Source organism: Aeromonas sp. PI_26 (assembly GCF_027854445.1).
GTDB lineage: Bacteria > Pseudomonadota > Gammaproteobacteria > Enterobacterales > Aeromonadaceae > Aeromonas > Aeromonas veronii.
In genome coordinates, this window is record NZ_JAJNOE010000020.1 from 1 (window position 1) to 15,723 (window position 15,723).

Here is a 15,723-nt window from a genome sequence, read left to right on the forward strand (position 1 = left end):
TGGAGCGGGTGAACGGGATTTTGAAAGGAGAGTTATTGTTGCAAAGCCCACAGGATTTGACGCAAGCGCGGGAAATGGTGCGTGAAGCGGTGGATATTTACAACGCGGAGCGGCCGCATCATGCGTTGAAATACAGAACCCCCGATGCGGTACATCGGGGGTTTTGAGTAGAGAAATGCTAATTGAAAGTGTGTAAACCTATTTCAGGACTAGACATTCGTTATCTGCTATCTGGCAGTGATCTGCCTGACTACGCCCCTCAGTGCTTGCGATGCCAGCGCGGTGAGGTCGCCTTCTCCCCCCAGGGGGTGACGCAGGGGAGCAGAGCCCCTTCAATAACCATCTCGCTACCTGCCAGCGCCTCGGCGATCTTCTGGTGCAGCACCCGCAGTACCTTGCCCTCGTGCTCGGCCAGAGAGTGGCCCGCAGCAAAGAATTCCGGCTGATATTGCAGTGCCAGCTTCTGGGCGAATTCGTAGGTGTTGAAGCAATCCGGCATCCGCTCAACCACATCTTCAAGCCGGGCCAACAAGCTGTTCAGTTCCCTGGTCATAGTGCTCTCTCCGTGTAGGTTAATAGCCAAAAACTACCCCTTATTAGATAAGTCACCAACGAGCAAACCACAAAAGTGTGGGGAGACACACAGTTCTCTCTTGCGTCCGGCTCATGGTGAACGGCAGACAGCTTGCCAGCTTTACATTCCGGTAACAAACAGCTAGATTTAGACCGACTAATCAGTCGGTCATTTTTCATGCGGAGAACAACATGGGTGCGGCGCAGCTTCAACACACTCCTGAGGATATCCTCGCCATCAAATTGTCCCTGCCGGATCAGCTGGCGCGGCTCAAGCGGGCGAGTCTGGCTCACCCCATGCCTACCCTGGCCGAGCGCCGGGCGCAGCTGACCAAACTCAAACAGGCGTTGCTCGCCCACAAGGGACAGCTGTGCAAGGCGCTGGCGGCAGATTATGGTCAGCGCAGCCACTACGACAGCCTGATCGCCGATGTGCTGCCCTGCATCATGCAGATCAACTACACCCAGAAGCGGCTCAAACGCTGGATGCAGCCCCACCGCCGTCACACCGGCCTGCTGCTGGCCCCCGCCAAAGTGGAGGTGCACTTCCAGCCGCTCGGGGTGGTCGGCATTATCGTGCCGTGGAACTTTCCGGTGATGCTGAGCCTTGGCCCCCTCATCACCGCCATCGCGGCGGGCAACCGGGCGATGCTGAAACTCTCCGAGTTCACCCCTCATACCAACGCCGTGCTGCGCACCATGCTCACCAGCGTGTTTGACGAAAACGAGATCGCCATCATCGAGGGAGATGCCCAGATGGCGGCAGCGTTCAGCTCACTGCCGTTCGATCACCTGCTCTTTACCGGCTCCACCATGGTGGGCAAGCTGGTGATGGCCGCCGCCGCGCCCCAGCTCACCCCCCTCACCCTTGAGCTGGGTGGCAAGAGCCCCTGTCTCATCGCCCCCGACATGCCGGTCGCCACCGCGGTCGAGCGGATGATCTTCGGCAAGAGCCTCAACGCCGGGCAGATCTGCGTCGCCCCCGACTATGTGCTGCTGCCCCGCAGCGAGGTGGATAACTTTATCGCCGCCTATCGCCGCCACTTCAGCAAGCTCTACCCGCAGGGGCTCAATAGCGCCGACTACGGCGCCATCATCAACGACCGCCAGTATCAACGTCTCGTCAGCTGGCTCGATGAAGCCGAGCAGGCGGGTGCCCAGCTCCATCCCTGTGGCAGCCCGGCCCGCGACGACCAGCGTCGCCTGCTGGTGCCCCATCTGCTGACCGGGGTGCCGGGTCAGTGTCAGGTAATGCAGCAGGAGATCTTCGGGCCGCTGCTGCCGCTCATCCCCTACGACACCCTGGAGGAGGCGCTCGCCTATGTGGCCGAGCGGCCCCGCCCGCTGGCCCTCTATCTGATGAGCTTCGATCCCGAGTTGCAGGCGCGAGTGACCCGGGAGACCCACTCCGGCGGCATGGCGATCAACGAGAGCCTGTTTCAGGTGGCTGCCGACGATGTGCCGTTTGGCGGCATCGGCGCCTCCGGCATGGGCCACTACCACGGCCACGAGGGGTTTCTTACCTTCTCCAAGGCAAAAACCGTGCTGACCCGCGGCAAGTTCACCACCGGCTCCCTGATCCATCCCCCCTACCACAGCTGGATCCAGAAGCTGATGATGGCCTTCTTCCTGCGCTGATGGAGATGACCATGAACCAGGCTATCCCGCAGCCACAAACCATGACCGACAAGCGCCGCCAGATCCTGGATGCCGCCCTCGCCCTCTGCGCCGAAGATGGCCTGCAGGGGGCCGCCACCGCCCGTATCGCCAAGGCGGCCGGGGTGGCCAACGGCACTCTGTTCCACCACTTTCCGAGCAAGGAGGCGCTGATCCTCGCCCTCTATCAGGATGTAAAGACCCGGATGGGGAGCGCCATCCATGAAGCAGATCCCACCCTGCCGCTGTACGACCAGACCCGCCACTACTGGCAGCTGGCGATGGAGTGGATGCAGGCTAACCCCAATGAGCTCAAATTTGTGCTCGGCTTCTTTCACTCTCCGCTGTTGGCCAGACCGGCCCGCAGCCAGATCCTGAACGATGCCCTGCGCTTTCTGCCTGCCCTGCTGGCAAAGGGGCAGGCCAGCGGCGAGCTGATGCAGGCCCCCGCGCCACTGTTGCTGGAGGTGTGTCAGGGCCAGTTCCTCGCCTGCGCATCACTGTTTGTCGATCAACCGGAGCTGGGACAGGACGACTACTGGCAAGCCAGTGCGTTCGCTCTCTTCTGGTCAGCCATCTCAGGAGCCAATCCTCATGCAAACACGGATGTTTGAACCTGCGGCAGCCCTTGGCCGCCGCCTCTGGATCACCACTCTGCTCTGGGTGGTGGGTCGCACCCTCTGCCGCGCCGCCCGCACCGACGAGGCAGTGCGCCGTGAATTGGCGCCGTTGCCGGACGGGCTGGCAATCCGCCTCGAAGTGGGCGGCATCGGCTACGCCATGAACATGCACAAGCAGGGTGGCCGCTGGTATCCCGGCGCGCCAGTCGCCCCTCATGCCACCATCCATCCGCTACGGGTGCGCTTCAAGCATCCCAATATCGCCTTTCGCGCCCTGAGTTTTCGGCTCGGGGTCAATCAGGCATTTGGCGAAAACCGGCTGCTGGTGGAGGGAGACCTGACCGTTGCCATGCATCTGGTGCGGGGGCTTGAGCAGTTGCAGTCCCTGATCCTGCCCGCCTTTATCGCGCGGCCGCTGCTGCGCCACTATCCCGCCCCGACCAACAAGATCGGCCGGGCCTGCAACATCTATCTGGGTCTGGTGACCGGCTAACGCGCAAGGAGCCTTGAAATGAGCCGCTATTACGATTTCTTCTGCCCGGTCAAACTGCTGGCCGGTGAACAGGCGCTGGAGCAGCTGGCCAGCGAGCTGACCAGCCTCGGGGCCCATCGCCCGCTGCTGCTGACCGACAAGGGGGTCAATGCCACCGGCCTTGCCACCCTGCTGGCCAATGTGCTGGCCGAAGGAGAGCTGCCGGTCGCTGCCATCTGGGACGAGATCCCGGCCGACTCTTCCACCGCCGTGGTGGAGCGGATCGCCAAACGCTATCGCGAGCTCGACTGCGACAGTCTGGTGGCGCTGGGGGGCGGCTCGGTCATCGACACCGCCAAGGCAGTCAACATTCTCACTTCCATGGGGGGGGATCATCTGCTCGACTACTCGGGCGCCGGTTGCCTGACCCGTCCCCTCAAGCCGCTGGCGGTGGTGCCCACCACGGCGGGCACTGGATCAGAGGTGACCCTGGTGGCAGTGATCAAGGATGAGGCGAGCGGGCGCAAGGTGCCCTTCACCTCCCCCTTCCTGCTGCCCCAGCTGGCGGTGTTAGACCCGCGCCTGACCCAGGGGCTGCCCCTCAATATCACCGCAGCCACCGCCATGGACGCCATGACCCACGCCATCGAGGCCTTTATCGGTACCGCCAAGAACCCGGTGAGCGATGCGCTGGCCCTGATGGCAGTGGAGAAGATCGCCAGCGCCCTGCCGCAAATCATCCACGACCCGCAAAACAAACAGCTGCGGCTGCAACTGGCGGAAGGCTCCACGCTGGCTGGCATGGCTTTTTCCAACTCCATGGTGGGGCTGGTGCACGCCCTCGGCCACAGTCTCGGAGCCCGCTGCCATCTACCCCACGGGCTGTGCATGAACCTCTTTTTGCCGACCGTGCTCGACTACAACCGCCCCGAGGTGGATAGCGAGTTGGCCCGGCTGCTGTTGCCGCTGGTGGGGGCAGAGCGCTTTGCTGCCACCCCGGCCCATCAGCGGGCGGAGGCGACCATCACAGCCATTCGCACCCTGCGCGACACCTTGTGGCAAGCGGTCAAGCTGCCGCGCACCATGAGCGAGGCTGGGGTAAGCGATCGCTCGCTACTGACCGAGATCCGCGATCTGGCGATCAACGACGGTGCCCTGCTGTTCAATCGCAAGGACGCCGACCGTGAGCAGTTACTCACCCTGCTGGAGCGAGCCTGGGTCTGATCCCTCCCCTTTGCCAACACTCTTGTGCTGACACAAACGCGGTGCCCGACTCACCATCGGGCACCTTGATCTACATCGCGATATCGATGCGCCCTCTGTCAAAGGGGGATGATATTGACCACGGGCTCTCATTATCTGTTCTATACCTTGGCTAACAGTTATGTTGTGCCGAGAGACCCAACTTTATGCCAGAGGTGCCCACCATGAGCGACATCATCCATCAGGCCAACCAGCAGCAGTTCATCTGTATGGTGGAGGGGAAAGAGTCGAGACTGCGCTACCGGCGGCTCGATGCCAAGACCATCGACGCCTACAGCACCTTCGTGCCCCCCGAGCTGCGGGTGCAGGGGATTGCCGATCAGCTGGCGCGCGCCTTCTTCAACTGGACTCAGGCGGAGGGGCTCACTATAGTGCCGAGCTGCCGCTACATTGATGTCTGGTTACGCCGCAATGCCAACAACTGAACCTCTGAACACCGTCCTCGAACAGCAATGCCAAGCCAAAACAGAAGCCCTGCTGCGGGCCGATCCGCAGCGGATGGCCTGCCTGCAAGCCGCCGCCGAGCTCAATCTGCCCGACTGGGCGCTGGGAGCCGGTTTTATCCGCAACCTCATCTGGGATCACCTTCACCACAAGGCGGTGCCCACCCCGCTCAACGATATCGACCTTATCTATCTCGATAAAAGCGACCCGCAAGGGCTGGCCGAAGCAGCGCATGAAACCTGGCTGGCAAAGCGGCTGCCAGGTCAGCAGTGGGAAGTGCGCAATCAGGCCCGCATGCACACTCGTCAGCTGGTAGCGCCGTTTGCCAGCAGCCTTGAGGCGCTCAGCCACTGGGTCGAGGTGCCCACCTGCATAGGTGTACGCCTGAATCAGGATGGCGAGTTCGAGTGGCTTGCCCCCTACGGCTTTGCCATCAACTGGTCGCTGCAAGTGAGTGCCAACCCCAGATGTCGCCAGGACAAACAGATTTTTACCCAGCGCATCAAGAAGAAACGCTGGCAGGCTATCTGGCCTGACCTTCAGGTAAACTGGCCATAACCTGATTGCAATCTTTCGATAACCTTGGGCACACTAGGGGAAAAGCTGGTTGTAACTCAATGGGTTAAATAATGCGCGACTTCTTCTCTCTCGAACGCTGGCTACCGGGCCTCGCCGCCCTGCTGCATTACCAGCGCGCCTGGTTGATGCCAGATCTTCGCGCCGGACTCTCGGTGGCGGCCGTGGCCCTGCCCGTCGCCATCGCCTATGCCGAGCTTGCCGGGGTGGGTGCCATCGTCGGCCTCTACTCCTGCATCCTGCCCATGCTGGTCTACGCCCTGTTCGGCACCTCCCGCCAGCTGATCGTCGGCCCTGATGCCGCCACTTGTGCGGTCATTGCCGCCGTGGTGACGCCGCTGGCCGCAGGCGACCCCACCCGTCACTGGCAACTGGTGATGACCATGACCGCCATGACCGGCTTCTGGTGCCTGATTGCCAGCCGCTTCAAGCTGGGAGTGCTGGCGGACTTTCTCTCCCGCCCGATCCTGATGGGGCTGCTCAATGGTGTGGCCATCACCATCATGGTGGGCCAGCTCTCCAAGATCTTCGGCTTCACCTTCAGCGAACGTTACCTCATCGAGCGGATCGCCAGCGGGGCCACCTATATCACCCAGACCCATCTGCCGACCCTGGCCATGAGTCTGGTGGCTCTGCTCACCCTGCTGCTGGCCAAGCGCTACAAACCGGCATGGCCCTCCTCCATGGTGGCCATGGTGGTGACCGCTGCGCTGGTGTGGGGCTTTAATCTCGGCCAGTTTGATATCGCCACCCTGGGGGCGGTGGGTTCCGGCCTGCCCGCCTTCCAGATGCCGGAATTTCCCCCCGGCCTGATGCGGGAGCTGGTGCTGCCTGCGCTTAACCTGGCCATGGTGAGCTTCGTCTCCATGATGCTGACCGCTCGCAGCTTTGCAGCCAAAAACGGTTATGAGATAGACGCGGACAAAGAGTTTCGGGCCCTCGGTATGGCGAACCTCGCCTCGGCGGTCTCGCAAGGCTTTGCCATCAGCGGCGCGGATTCACGCACCGCGGTCAACGACGCCAACGGCGGCAAGAGCCAGTTGGTCTCCATCATCGCCGCTGCGGTGATCGCCCTCATCACCTTCTATCTGACGGCGCCGCTCAAATACATCCCGACCGCAGCCCTCGGGGTGGTGCTGGTAATGGCCTCACTCTCGCTCACCGACTTTCGCGGACTGTGGGCGCTGCGTCACTCCGATCGCTCCGCCTTCTGGCTGGCACTGGTCACCTTTATCAGCGTGCTCACCATGGGGGTGATCCCCGGGATCACACTCGCGGTTTTGCTCGGCTTGTTCCAGTTCCTGCGCAATGTGATGCGCCCCACCGACCAGTTGCTCGGCATGGATGACGAGGGGGTGGTGCGCACCCTGGGAGACAACGAACAGGCCAAGGCGATCCCAGGTATTCTGGTCTATCGCTTCAACTCGCCGCTCACCTACTTCAATGCCCCCTATTTCAAGCGGCGGGTGCAGGCCCTGCTGGTGCAGGATCCCCGAGCCCCCAAGTGTCTGGTGATCGATGCGGTTGCCTGCTTCACCCATCAGGACATCAGCGTGATGAGCATGGTGGGGGAGCTGCACAAGGAGCTGAAACGGCGCGGCATCCATATGGTGATGGCGGGTCGCCACGGCCAGATGACCCACTGGCTAAAGCAGGCGGGTGTGCGGGTGGGCGATGAAGGGATCATCCTCTGCCCCGATATGTATCAGGCGCTACGCCTGACCCGCTGCTATCGCGAGCCGGTATTCAAGGATGATGCGGTGGTGGAAAGCACCACAGATGCCATCCGCTCAAATTGGCCACAGGATGATGCCCTGCCCGACTCGGCTCGCCTCACCTTGCCAAGCGAACAGGAGGCGGGCGCCACGCCTGCCTGATCCCTTGGCCTGCTCCCCTGGCCGGTGCAATCCTGCACAAGGATTGCACCGGCCTTGGCCTTGGTGTTAAATGCGCCCCCAGAGGACACTCCCCCGTGCCCTCCCAGCTGTTGGACATGCCATGCAATCTCAATCCCACGCAGGCCCGGGCACGCTATTTGCGCTGACCTGGCCGCTCTTTATCGATCTCGCCCTGCACTTTCTGACCGGTGCCCTCAACACCTTCATGGTGGGTCACGTCTCCTATCAGGGAGTGGCCGCGCTGGCGGTCGGCAATCAGGTGTTCGACCTCGCCATCACATTGTTCAGCTTCGTCAGCATCGGTACCAGCGTGGTGATCACCCAGTATCTGGGGGCGGGCGATCGGGAGAAGAGTCGGGTGGTGATCCACACCGCTATCGGCTTCAACCTGCTGATCGGGCTGGTGGCCGCCATCGGCGTGATGGCGGGGGCCAGCACCATGCTGGCGCTGATGAACCTGCCCGCCAACCTGATGAGCGACGGGACGCTTTACTTGCAGATCATCGGTCTCTGCCTGTTGCCGGAAGCGGCAGCCCTCTGTCTGGCGGCGACCCTGCGCGCTCACGGCCACACCCGTCAGGCGATGTATGTGACCCTCATCGTCAACCTCATCACCTTCGTCGGCAACCTGCTGCTACTCTACGGCTGGTTCGGCTTGCCCCAGCTGGGGGTCGCCGGTGTCGCCATCAGCACGGTCGCGGGCCGACTGGTGGGCGTGGTGCTGCTGGTGTGGCTAGTGGCCCGCAAGACCGGCATTCGACTGGTGGTGCGCGATATCGTCCACCCCAGCCGGGAGATGCTGGGCAAGGTGCTCCATATCGGCCTGCCGGCGGCAGGGGAGAACCTCTCCTGGATGCTGCAGTTTATGGTGGTGACAGCCTTTGTCGGACTGCTGGGTGACAAGGCGCTGGCGACCCAATCCTACTTCTTTCAGATCTGCCTGTTTATCCTGCTGTTTGGCCTCTCCATCGGCCTTGGCAACGAGATCATCATCGGCCATCTGGCGGGGGCCAGGCAGTTCGATCGCGCCTATCAACAGCTGCTCAAGAGCCTCAAACTGGGGTTGGCAGTTACCTGCGTCATCGCCGTGGCTGCGGCCCTCAATGGCCGCACCATCATCAGCCTCTTTACCGATGATGCCGACATCATCACCCAGGTGGCGCAACTGTTTCTTATCAGCCTTATCCTCGAACCCGGCCGCACCTTCAATCTGGTGGTGATCAACGCCCTGCGGGCCACCGGGGATGCCCGTTTCCCCCTCTACATGGCGTTGCTCTCCATGTGGGGAATTGCCGTGCCACTCTCCTATTTCCTCGGTATCATGCAGGGTTATGGACTGGTCGGTATCTGGCTGGCGCTGGCCTGCGACGAGTGGGTGCGCGGTCTGGCCATGTTCTGGCGCTGGCGCAGTCGTCGCTGGCAAAACAAAATTCTTGTTGAAACAAAAGCGGAATCACAATGAAGAAGATAGGACTCTTGCTGGCTGCCATCCTGCTCAGCCCCCTGGCCATGGCGCAAACTGCCCCTGCCGCTCCCAAGGCTCAAGCCACCCAGACCTGGTATGTGGCCCCCATCGCCATCGATGAAACCAGCGACGCCCAAAAGGCGCTGACCAAGGACTTCATGGCCCAGATGATCAAGACCATCAAGATCAACGAGTACCAGACCGGCAAGGCGGTGGGCAACACCAAGAAACCCAAGTGGCTGATCCGCACCAAGCTGATCCCCGCCAGCAACGAACCGCTGGTCGGCAAGAAGCACCCGCAGGGTCTCACCTACGGCAAGGGCAATCCGACCCAGGAGATCGTCGGCGAGCTGTTGATGAACGGCACCCTGGTGGCCCACATCGGCCAGGGCTGGCGCGAGCCTATCGTCCCGGGCACGCCGGTGGCCGAAAAGCTCTCCATTGCCAACTATCGCTACGCCATCGGTGATCAGGCCAAGTCGGCGGATCTGGAGGAGCTGGCGGCCCAGATTGGCTTTGAGGCGGGCAAGGTAATCCACCGCGACGGCAAGCCGCTGCCCGAGAAGAAAAAGAAAAAAGAGCAGGCGGACGAAGAGAAAGAGTAACGTTGCCTGCATCCATAAAAAGGGGCCACTCGGCCCCTTTTTTGATCCTGCCCCCTCACGCCAACACTGCCCCTGTTGTGACTTGTCGCACAGTTTGGCTCACCATTCAGATTGATAAATCACTTATCTTGTTTTGATTCAACAAGTTATAAATATCCCGCCGAATACTCCAAATCATTGCCCCCAAATCCGATCAGGATCACATTTATCCTCGGCACTAAGGGGTAGCTTTGGTCTTACAGGCACAATCAAACGAAACCAAGGAGGCTCCATTACATGTTCCCAGAGTACAGAGAACTCATCTCGAAACTGAAGAGCAGTGATGTCCATTTCCAGAAGAAGTTTGACTTGCACAACGACCTGGATGCGGAGATTAGAAAGTTGGAAAAGCATCACGCCAGCGACTATAGCGCCGAGGTGAGAGATCTGAAAAAACAGAAACTCAAACTGAAAGAGGAGATATACGACATCCTCAAACAACATCCACAATAGATGCCTCGAAGAATATGCGGATAAGCAATTTATCCCCCAGCCCGGCCCACGCGCCGGGCTTTTTGTTGTTTCAGTCAATTAGTTGACACCCGAGCCTATCGATCTTGCCGGTAGTTTGTTACATTTTTCCCTTGGAATTCAGGGAATAACGGTGATGATAACATGAGCAGAAAACGATCTTTTTATCATCTCTTGCTGCTTTGCCTGTTCGCATTGAGCCACCCCCTGCAGGCTCAGGAGCCTGAACTGGAGCTGTGGCACTCCCAGCAAGCCGGTTACGTGATCGACGACGTGATCGCCCGCTTCAATCAGGAGGGGAACCACAGAGTGCGGGTCACCCAAATTGAGCCGAGCAAGATCAAGGCGGATCTCCTGCTGGCAGCTCAGGCCAGGGGACTGCCCGATTTGATGCTGATCCCTTCCGATTTTATCGGCCTCTATCGCCAGATGACCCTCGCTCCCCTCCCGGCCGAGTGGTTTTCCCCCGCGCTGATGGCCAGCGCCCTGCGTTATGTCACCCTGGATCGGCAACGCTGGGGCATGCCCATGATGCAGGGCAACCATCTGATGCTGTTTTACAACAAGGCGCTGGTCTCGACTCCGGTGACCCAATGGCAGCAACTGACTGCTATCACCCCGGCCCTCAAGGCCAAGGGGGTCTACCCCGTCAGCTGGCCCTATCACGACATGTACTACTTCGCCGCCTTTTTACACACCTTTGGCGGTTCGCCGGTGACCGAAGGGCACATCACCCTCGACAGCCCTGCCATGGTGCAGGCACTGGAGGCCTACCGCACCGTCGCCAGCGAACAGTGGGTCGATCCCGAGTGCGACTATGACACCGCCCTCGCCCGCTTCAATGAGGACAAGAGCGCCTACCTCATCAATGGGGACTGGGCCTTCAACGATCTGATGAAGAACATGGGGGATAAGCTGGGCGTTGCCCTGCTGCCCCGCTGGCAAAGCCATCCCATGCACTCCATGAGCGGCGCCTACGTGATGGGAGCCTCCCGCTGGGCGATGGATGATGAGGATCGGCAACCCGTCATCAAAGCACTGATGGCCTTTATCCAGCGTCAGGATATTCAGCAGTTCATCTATCATCAGGGGGCGCTGCTGCCGGTCAATCAGCAGGCTTTTACCGCCATCAACCTCCGTCCCACGCCTCAGGAAAAAGTGCTGCTGGAACAGTTCACCCTCAGTACCCCCATGCCCTCCGACAGCGCCATGTCCATCGCCTGGCAAGCGATGGAGAAAGGGTTCGAGCGCTTTAAAGAGGGGATCAGTGCCGCCGACACCGCCCGCTATATGCAGCAGCTGGCCGATCAGCAGTACCGGCAGGTCAAAACACCATGAAACATCGCACCTTTCGGCTCGGCCCGACCCTCATCATCATCCTGTTCACCGTCGCCTTGCTGCCGGCACTGCTGGCCAGCACTGTGCTGCTGATCCGCCAGCACCAGATCATCGCCCAGAGCGAGCAGTCGCAGCTGGAGCGGGCCCTCACCAGCATGACCCGCGAGGCCCGCTTTCGCAGCGAGCTGATCGGCACCCAGCTCAATCAGCTCAGCCAGGATCGGGTGCTCCATCAGGCCCTCGACAACTTTCTCTTCTCCAGCCATGCCCGGCTGGCGCTGGCCACCTTTGTCAAATCCAACAGCCTGCTCACCTCGGCCTACCTCATCGATGACAAGGGGCTGGTGGTGGAGTACATCAATGGCCAGGCCTCCCACCTCGAATCGAGCGACCTGATGCCGCAACTGATGGCCTGGGGCAAGACCCGCGAGGCGAAACAGGGCAAGCATCTGCTGCTGCCCGTCGATGATCCCGTGCTGGTCGACGACATGGAGCAAAACCGCAGCGGCGGGCTGGCGCTGGTAGCCCCCATCTATCGCAACCACCAGCGAGCAGGGGTGATGCAGACCCCTTCCGGCTTCGTGATGGCCATTCTCCCCTGGCGGCAGATGGCCCAGTTGCTGGAACCCTATCTCAAGGGAAGCGAATATCTGGTGATCTCCCAGGGCGAGAACCGTCTCTACGAAGGGGCTCACCAGAGCGCCAACGCCATGGATGACAGGGAGCCAAGCAAGATGGCGCAGCCCCTGGCCATTGGCTGGCCCCAGCTGGAGCAGGAGATCACCCCCACCATCACCCTCTACAGCTACAGCAATGACAGGGTCAGCGAGCTCAATAAATCCCAGCAGTTGCTGACCGTCAGCATCGCTGTCATGTTGCTGCTGGTGGCCATCGGCTGCGTCTGGCTCACCCGCTGGCTCACCCGACCGCTGCGCTCGCTGGCCGCGCTGGTGCGCAGCTATGGCAAGGGCAACTACCAGCAACGGCAGGCGCCGCTGCGCTTTGTGGAGTACGACGAGGTGCGCCAGCTGCTGCAAGAGATGGCCAGCACCATCTCGGATCAGGTGCGGGCGCTCTATCAGCAAAATGAACAGCTGCAGCAGGCCAATAGCGAGAAAGAGGCCTTCAACCAGCGGCTGCTCGGCTTTAACGACGAACTGGAGCAAGAGGTTGCCTCGCAAACGACCGCCCTGCGCTCGGCCCTGAGCCGGGAGGAGCGCAGCCGCCATATCCTGCAATCCTGGTTGCAGTTCGGTCTGCACCAGCAATTGGATATCGATATTGCCGAGCTGGCCAACTCCGCCCTGCTGCAGCTCTCGCAGCTCTATCCCGGCCACCGCTGGGGGCTGGTGATCCGCCGCGATGGCCAGCCTCACTACTCCCTGACCCAGGGGGTCGATGCCCCCTTGCGGGATGCCTTGCAGGAGAAACTGGCTCAACTGATGGATGAGGAGGTCAAACACTCCGAATGCCAGTGGGATAACGCACTCTGGAAGATCATGACTCTGCCCGGTAGCCAGAGTGGCGTGCTGTTTGGCTATCTGATGGTGAGCGCCGAAGGGCTGGAGTCCGAAGACAGGGCCATCTTGCGGCTGTTTGCCAAGCAGTTGGCGGTGGGCATCGAGGGGCGCCTCTTCACCGACGAGCTGGCGCGGGTCGCACGCACTGACAACCTCACCGGGCTGCCCAACCGGCAGGCGTTCGAAGAGGCCTTCCATCACTATCAGGCGGTGCTGGCGCGCCATCCGGAGCGTCACCTCGCCCTCTTCATGCTCGACCTCAACGGCCTCAAGCGCACCAACGACCAGTATGGGCACGAGGCGGGCGACGCCCTGCTGATCCAGATGGCTCGCCAGCTGCGCGCCCTCTGCCGTCAGGATGAGAAGATTTTCCGCATCGGCGGCGACGAGTTCGTGCTGCTGGCGGAGGCGGATCACCTCGCCAGCCAGCTGCTGGCAGGCAGGTTGGAGGCAAGCCAACAGCACGCCATCGTGCAGCATGGGGAGCACAGCTTCCCGCTGCGTTTTGCCATCGGCTGGAGCAGCAGCGACCAGACCCCGCTGGCGGAGCTGAGCCGGGTGGCTGACGACGCCATGTATGCCAATAAAGCGCGCTTCTATCAGGGGCAGCGATAAAAAGCGGAGGTCTGTGGCGTTGGCGAGCCTTTCGCCAACGCCCTGATCAGCTCGCAAAAATGGCGCGCAACGCTAGACGCGGCGCGGACCATGACTAAGATAGGGGCTCTTGATGTCTCGATTTGGAAGGGAGTAGGAAATGGAGTTAGTACTTGGCCCGCTGGAAGCCCGCGTCATCGGCTGTCTGATTGAAAAAGAGATCTGCACCCCGGATCAATATCCCCTCTCCCTTAATGCACTGGTCAACGCCTGCAACCAGAAGAGCAACCGCGAGCCGGTGCTGGAGCTCTCCGAGCTCGATATCCGCGCCGTGGTAGACGAGCTGATCCGCAAGCGGCTGGTGGTCAACACCGCCGGCTTCAACGCCCGGGTGCCCCGCTACCAGCACAGGTTCTGCAACACCGAATTTGGCGAGCTGAAATTCAGTGCCCAGGAGCTCGGCATCGTCTGCGAATTGCTGCTGCGCGGCCCGCAAACCCCGGGGGAGCTGCGCTCGCGCACCAACCGCCTCTGCAGCTTTGATGATGTCACCGAAGTAGATGCGGTACTGACCCAACTCATCGAGCGTGGCCCCTACGTGGTCAAGCTGCCGCGCGAGCCGGGCAAGCGCGAATCCCGCTACGCCCACCTGTTCAGCGGCGAAGTGGATATTCAGGCGATGATGGATGCCGCCCCCACCGCGGCCTATGCCTCCCCTGCCGCCGACCGCCTGAGCGAGCTGGAGCAGGAGGTGAGCGATCTCAAGAGCCGTCTCGCCGCCATGGAAGCGCGGCTGGCTGCGCTGGATGGTCAGGGCTGATCGCCTTTACCATCGCCAATCTCTATCAGGGAGCCGGGGCTGATGTCCCCGGCTCCCTGCGTTTTTTTATCGTGAGGAAGTGCCCGTGATCACCCTGATTAAAGAGTCTGACCACCAGAAGATGCCCTGGAAAAACCAGCAGGGCACTACCAGCCAGATCCTCATCTCCCCCAAGGGGAGCAGCCTTGCCAAACTCGACTTTGACTATCGACTGAGCTCGGCCCCCATCAAGAGCGCGGGCCCCTTCTCCCACTTTCCCGGCTATCAGCGCATTTTGCTGCCGGTGAGCGGGGCAGGCTTTGTGCTCAACGGCCACCCCTACGCCACCTTCGAGGCGGCGCACTTTAGCGGCGATGAGGAGACCCACTGCGAGTTGCTGAAAAAAGAGGTGACCGATCTGGGGCTTATCTACCATCCGGATCGCATCAGCGCCAACGTGCGGGTGCTGAACCTCCCCTTCCCGCTGACCCTTACCCTCGAGCCAGAGAAGACCTACCTCTGTCACCTGCTGAGCGGCCAGCTGGCCGTGCAGGGCAAAGAGGTGGCCATCAACGAGACGCTGGTGGTGACCGGTGAAGAGAGCATTCACTTCGAATGCCAGAAGAAGACCGCCATCGCCTTCTTTACCCTGCAGGCCAAATAACGCGAAAGTCGGCGGTGTGCAGTCATGCCACACACAAACAGCAGAGATGAAAAAGCCGGGTAATCCCGGCTTTTCTATTGAGGCAACCGGCTCGTGCCGGTCAGCACCTTAGTTGACCTTGAAGGAGCCCTTCATCATGGCGAAGTGGCCGGGGAAGGAGCAGAAGAAGGTGAGATCCTTGCCCGCCAGACCGTCGGTCTTGAAGGTGACGCTGCTGCTCTCGCCGCCGCCGATCAACTTGGTGTGAGCCAGCACACGGGGATCATCCTTGGGCAGATAGCCGTTCTCGGCCCCGGCGCTCATCCCGGCAGTTGCCACGGTCTGATAGTCGGCGGTGCTGGCCAGCACCCAGTTGTGACCCATGGCGGTTACAGGCAGCTTGCCGGTGTGGTTCAGGGTGACCGTCACCTCCTTGCAGGTGGCCGGCACGCTCATCTCTTTGAGGTTGTACTGCATGGCATCATTGCCTTCGATGACCAGTGCACACTCATCCGCCAGCACGGGGGCAGCCAGGGTACTCAGAAACAGCAGGGTAATCGCCTTTTTCATCATCTTCTCCTTTGATTGGCAATGGATGGCAACGACTTGGCGGATGCGGTGAACGCTTCGCAAAGATGCCGTCTAAATCGACCTTCATTTTACTCAATTGTCTTCAATCGGCTATGGCTTTTGGCCAAAGCTGCGGGCCAGGTCACCAGACGGTGCTCTACTCGCCACTCTCTCCCT

General features: G+C 61.0%; 17 protein-coding genes. 15 read left to right on the plus strand and 2 right to left on the minus strand.

All coding sequences use genetic code 11. From position 1 onward, the window contains the following. Positions 1–167, plus strand: a 167-nt coding sequence (locus LRL22_RS17865; RefSeq protein ID WP_270906044.1) for an integrase core domain-containing protein, incomplete at its 5' end; no start/stop codon positions are given. A 92-nt stretch (positions 168–259) separates the two neighbouring features. Here LRL22_RS17865 and LRL22_RS17870 read toward each other — a convergent pair. Then, positions 260–553, minus strand: coding sequence for a hypothetical protein (locus tag LRL22_RS17870; protein WP_005353197.1), 294 nt, complete (start codon positions 551–553; stop codon positions 260–262). A 212-nt stretch (positions 554–765) separates the two neighbouring features. On the opposite strand from LRL22_RS17870, the gene LRL22_RS17875 reads away from it, so the two are divergent. The 14 genes from LRL22_RS17875 (at position 766) to LRL22_RS17940 (ending at position 14,997) form a co-directional block, all read left to right on the plus strand. Then, positions 766–2,211, plus strand: a complete 1,446-nt coding sequence (locus LRL22_RS17875; protein ID WP_021230685.1) for a coniferyl aldehyde dehydrogenase — start codon at positions 766–768, stop codon at positions 2,209–2,211. Positions 2,212–2,222: 11 nt separating this feature from the next. Then, entirely contained in the window at positions 2,223–2,843 is a 621-nt protein-coding gene (locus LRL22_RS17880; RefSeq protein WP_106842896.1) for a TetR/AcrR family transcriptional regulator, read from the plus strand. After that, positions 2,824–3,342, plus strand: a complete 519-nt coding sequence (locus tag LRL22_RS17885; protein ID WP_005361659.1) for a hypothetical protein — start codon at positions 2,824–2,826, stop codon at positions 3,340–3,342. Before LRL22_RS17880 ends, LRL22_RS17885 begins: the two co-directional genes overlap by 20 nt. An 18-nt stretch (positions 3,343–3,360) precedes the next feature. Further along, a complete protein-coding gene (locus LRL22_RS17890; RefSeq protein ID WP_270906001.1) occupies positions 3,361–4,545 on the plus strand; it encodes an iron-containing alcohol dehydrogenase in 1,185 nt (394 codons plus the stop codon). A 203-nt stretch (positions 4,546–4,748) separates the two neighbouring features. Then, entirely contained in the window at positions 4,749–5,009 is a 261-nt protein-coding gene (locus tag LRL22_RS17895; RefSeq protein ID WP_005337747.1) for a GNAT family N-acetyltransferase, read from the plus strand. Next, the gene (locus LRL22_RS17900) at positions 4,996–5,586 is read left to right on the plus strand and encodes a nucleotidyltransferase family protein (protein ID WP_270906002.1); all 591 of its coding nucleotides are present in this window, start codon (positions 4,996–4,998) and stop codon (positions 5,584–5,586) included. The genes LRL22_RS17895 and LRL22_RS17900 overlap by 14 nt, the downstream gene beginning before the upstream one ends. 71 nt (positions 5,587–5,657) lie before the next feature. After that, positions 5,658–7,481: a SulP family inorganic anion transporter gene (locus LRL22_RS17905; protein WP_270906003.1), complete on the plus strand. Its 1,824-nt coding sequence runs from the start codon at positions 5,658–5,660 to the stop codon at positions 7,479–7,481. 121 nt (positions 7,482–7,602) lie between these two features. After that, positions 7,603–8,964 (plus strand): MATE family efflux transporter, encoded by a 1,362-nt coding sequence (locus LRL22_RS17910; RefSeq protein ID WP_005361670.1) that lies wholly within the window; start codon positions 7,603–7,605, stop codon positions 8,962–8,964. After that, on the plus strand, positions 8,961–9,572 hold the full coding sequence (locus tag LRL22_RS17915; protein ID WP_005361671.1) for a hypothetical protein: 612 nt from the start codon (positions 8,961–8,963) through the stop codon (positions 9,570–9,572). Before LRL22_RS17910 ends, LRL22_RS17915 begins: the two co-directional genes overlap by 4 nt. Before the next feature lie 276 nt (positions 9,573–9,848). Further along, positions 9,849–10,064 (plus strand): YdcH family protein, encoded by a 216-nt coding sequence (locus tag LRL22_RS17920; RefSeq protein ID WP_005337763.1) that lies wholly within the window; start codon positions 9,849–9,851, stop codon positions 10,062–10,064. 162 nt (positions 10,065–10,226) lie between these two features. Continuing rightward, the gene (locus LRL22_RS17925; protein ID WP_270906004.1) at positions 10,227–11,420 is read left to right on the plus strand and encodes a sugar ABC transporter substrate-binding protein; all 1,194 of its coding nucleotides are present in this window, start codon (positions 10,227–10,229) and stop codon (positions 11,418–11,420) included. Further along, a complete protein-coding gene (locus LRL22_RS17930) occupies positions 11,417–13,555 on the plus strand; it encodes a sensor domain-containing diguanylate cyclase (RefSeq protein WP_270906005.1) in 2,139 nt (712 codons plus the stop codon). Before LRL22_RS17925 ends, LRL22_RS17930 begins: the two co-directional genes overlap by 4 nt. Positions 13,556–13,694: 139 nt before the next feature. Continuing rightward, positions 13,695–14,354 (plus strand): YceH family protein, encoded by a 660-nt coding sequence (locus LRL22_RS17935; protein ID WP_270906006.1) that lies wholly within the window; start codon positions 13,695–13,697, stop codon positions 14,352–14,354. An 85-nt stretch (positions 14,355–14,439) separates the two neighbouring features. Continuing rightward, positions 14,440–14,997, plus strand: coding sequence for a HutD family protein (locus LRL22_RS17940; RefSeq protein WP_259583670.1), 558 nt, complete (start codon positions 14,440–14,442; stop codon positions 14,995–14,997). Positions 14,998–15,105: 108 nt separating this feature from the next. On the opposite strand, the gene azu is transcribed toward LRL22_RS17940, so the two are convergent. Continuing rightward, positions 15,106–15,546 (minus strand): azurin, encoded by a 441-nt coding sequence (gene azu / locus LRL22_RS17945; RefSeq protein ID WP_005337768.1) that lies wholly within the window; start codon positions 15,544–15,546, stop codon positions 15,106–15,108. Positions 15,547–15,723 lie beyond the last annotated feature (177 nt).

Coding starts and splice junctions, on each gene's coding strand:
- LRL22_RS17905 (WP_270906003.1), top strand. CDS start 5,658: ATGCGCGACTTCTTCTCTCTCGAACGCTGGCTACCGGGCCTCGCCGCC.
- LRL22_RS17900 (WP_270906002.1), top strand. CDS start 4,996: ATGCCAACAACTGAACCTCTGAACACCGTCCTCGAACAGCAATGCCAA.
- azu (WP_005337768.1), bottom strand. CDS start 15,546: ATGAAAAAGGCGATTACCCTGCTGTTTCTGAGTACCCTGGCTGCCCCC.
- LRL22_RS17930 (WP_270906005.1), top strand. CDS start 11,417: ATGAAACATCGCACCTTTCGGCTCGGCCCGACCCTCATCATCATCCTG.
- LRL22_RS17935 (WP_270906006.1), top strand. CDS start 13,695: ATGGAGTTAGTACTTGGCCCGCTGGAAGCCCGCGTCATCGGCTGTCTG.
- LRL22_RS17910 (WP_005361670.1), top strand. CDS start 7,603: ATGCAATCTCAATCCCACGCAGGCCCGGGCACGCTATTTGCGCTGACC.
- LRL22_RS17880 (WP_106842896.1), top strand. CDS start 2,223: ATGAACCAGGCTATCCCGCAGCCACAAACCATGACCGACAAGCGCCGC.
- LRL22_RS17870 (WP_005353197.1), bottom strand. CDS start 553: ATGACCAGGGAACTGAACAGCTTGTTGGCCCGGCTTGAAGATGTGGTT.
- LRL22_RS17875 (WP_021230685.1), top strand. CDS start 766: ATGGGTGCGGCGCAGCTTCAACACACTCCTGAGGATATCCTCGCCATC.
- LRL22_RS17895 (WP_005337747.1), top strand. CDS start 4,749: ATGAGCGACATCATCCATCAGGCCAACCAGCAGCAGTTCATCTGTATG.
- LRL22_RS17925 (WP_270906004.1), top strand. CDS start 10,227: ATGAGCAGAAAACGATCTTTTTATCATCTCTTGCTGCTTTGCCTGTTC.
- LRL22_RS17890 (WP_270906001.1), top strand. CDS start 3,361: ATGAGCCGCTATTACGATTTCTTCTGCCCGGTCAAACTGCTGGCCGGT.
- LRL22_RS17920 (WP_005337763.1), top strand. CDS start 9,849: ATGTTCCCAGAGTACAGAGAACTCATCTCGAAACTGAAGAGCAGTGAT.
- LRL22_RS17885 (WP_005361659.1), top strand. CDS start 2,824: ATGCAAACACGGATGTTTGAACCTGCGGCAGCCCTTGGCCGCCGCCTC.
- LRL22_RS17915 (WP_005361671.1), top strand. CDS start 8,961: ATGAAGAAGATAGGACTCTTGCTGGCTGCCATCCTGCTCAGCCCCCTG.